Origin of the sequence: Actinomyces bouchesdurhonensis (genome assembly GCF_900128465.1) — a bacterium.
Lineage (GTDB): Bacteria > Actinomycetota > Actinomycetes > Actinomycetales > Actinomycetaceae > Pauljensenia > Pauljensenia bouchesdurhonensis.
On sequence record NZ_LT635881.1, the window covers coordinates 1 to 1,699 of the forward strand.

2 protein-coding genes and 1 pseudogene are annotated in these 1,699 nt (G+C 58.7%); 1 reads left to right on the forward strand and 2 read right to left on the reverse strand.

From position 1 onward, the window contains the following. Positions 1-483, forward strand: a 483-nt coding sequence (locus BQ7477_RS10875; protein WP_277352400.1) for an alpha-isopropylmalate synthase regulatory domain-containing protein, incomplete at its 5' end; no start/stop codon positions are given. Between the two features lie 61 nt (positions 484-544). On the opposite strand, the gene BQ7477_RS10880 is transcribed toward BQ7477_RS10875, so the two are convergent. Together BQ7477_RS10880 and BQ7477_RS10885 are read right to left on the reverse strand one after the other, a co-directional pair. Next, positions 545-1,129 (reverse strand): TetR/AcrR family transcriptional regulator, encoded by a 585-nt coding sequence (locus BQ7477_RS10880; protein WP_073983904.1) that lies wholly within the window; start codon positions 1,127-1,129, stop codon positions 545-547. Between the two features lie 390 nt (positions 1,130-1,519). Next, positions 1,520-1,699: pseudogene (locus tag BQ7477_RS10885) on the reverse strand (TetR/AcrR family transcriptional regulator); the annotation flags it as partial.

The window sequence follows — 1,699 nt, forward strand, 5'->3', positions numbered from 1 at the left end:
CCGCGCCGCCTCCAGGTGGAGTTCTCTCGTATCGTTCAGCGTCACACGGATACGTACGGTGGGGAGATCAATGCGCCCGCGCTGTGGCAGATTTTTGCGGACGAATATCTGCCGACGAATGCCGCGCCCGGCTTGGAGCCGTGGGGTCGCTTCGAGATGCGTTCCTCGCAGGTTTCTTCGATGGACGACAATACTGTCGAGCTTAACGCGACGCTCATTGACGATGGTTCGCCTGTTAAGGTGCGGGCGACTGGTACGGGTCCGATCGACGCGTTCGTGTCGGCGCTGCACCAGTTTGATCTGGATGTGCGCGTCCTGGACTACTCTGAGCATGCGATGAGTCAGGGGCGCGATGCTCGCGCTGCCGCGTACGTGGAGGCAGCGGTGGAAGGGCAGATCGTGTGGGGTGTTGGTATTGATTCGTCGATCACGCGTGCGTCCTACAAGGCTGTTATCTCGGCGGTGAATCGCGCCCTGCGATAGACGCCCGGAGGGATAGGTGACCCTGGCCTCGTTCATGATGAGGCCGGGGTCCGTGTCGTTTTTAGGAGCGCGCCGGACCCGTGGTGGGCTGCAGTGCGAACAGTGTGAGCGCGCGTGTCACCTGCCCGTCGAGGATGCGTGCGATCCGTTCGGTGAGGATGTAGGGGTCTGCTTTCATGTCGTTTCTGAGCCATTGGGAGATGTGCCCGAGGATGCAGAGCGTGAAATGGTCGACGATGAACGTGAGGTCGTCCGTGGCGAGGGTCAGGTTTGCGCCAAGCTGGTTGACGATGGGTTCAATGACGTTGTGTAGCTGTTTGTGGAGGAAGAGTTGAAGGTTTTCCATGGTCAGTGAGGAGATTGCTGAGTGTGTCTCCTCGGGGTGAGACTGCATCCATACGAGCATGGCGAGCAGTCCGTCCGACCAGTCTTCGTAGGTGGCGTGTGCGTTGATCTGGTTGGTGACCTCGCGTTTGAAAACCCAGACGGTGAGGTCACGAATGTCGGAGAAATGATAGTAGAACGCTTGCCGGGTCACGCCAGCTGTGCGCGTGAGTCCGGAGACTGTCACCTTAGACAGTGGCGTAGTCGTGAGTGCGTCGCGCAGTGCGAGCGCGAGCGTTGTTTTCGCATCGGGGTGGGGCATCGGTGGTCCTCATCGACGGTCAGAGAGAGGTTACGAGCGAACTATACATGTCAGAGTGCGGAACCGCGAAATCCCGGGCCTAGATACAGTTGCTCGAATGTACAGTGCGTCGCTCTTCACTTGTTCGTACTCGTTTTTTTGGGCGCTATTGCACCAAAGTCTGACCGGTATCAATATGTGGTATTTGTTTGTGTTTAAACGTTGTGAGTGATTCTGGAGCCTTTGATGGGGGTTGTCGTAGGCGTTATATATTTTATTCGGTCAGGTTGTTGGTCGTGGTCTACTGTCACAGGGGTGTGTTGCGCGTGGGGATGACAATCCCGGCCTCGTCGATGGGGACGAGGCCGGGGTATAGGTATGTATCCTCGCGCGGCTGGTGAGGTGAACGTGTTAGTTGGCCAGTCGTGCCAGAGCGGGAGTGGTTTGGTCGGTCATAAGGACGCGCATGCGGGCGATTGCGAGGGAAGGGTTAACTTCCAGGCCGGAGAGCATCCACTGGGCCATGTGGGCGGCGGTGGCCAGGGCGAAATGCTGGGCCACGACGTCGCGCGCGGTGGCCGAGGCTGAGCC

Coding starts and splice junctions, on each gene's coding strand:
- BQ7477_RS10880 (WP_073983904.1), bottom strand. CDS start 1,129: ATGCCCCACCCCGATGCGAAAACAACGCTCGCGCTCGCACTGCGCGAC.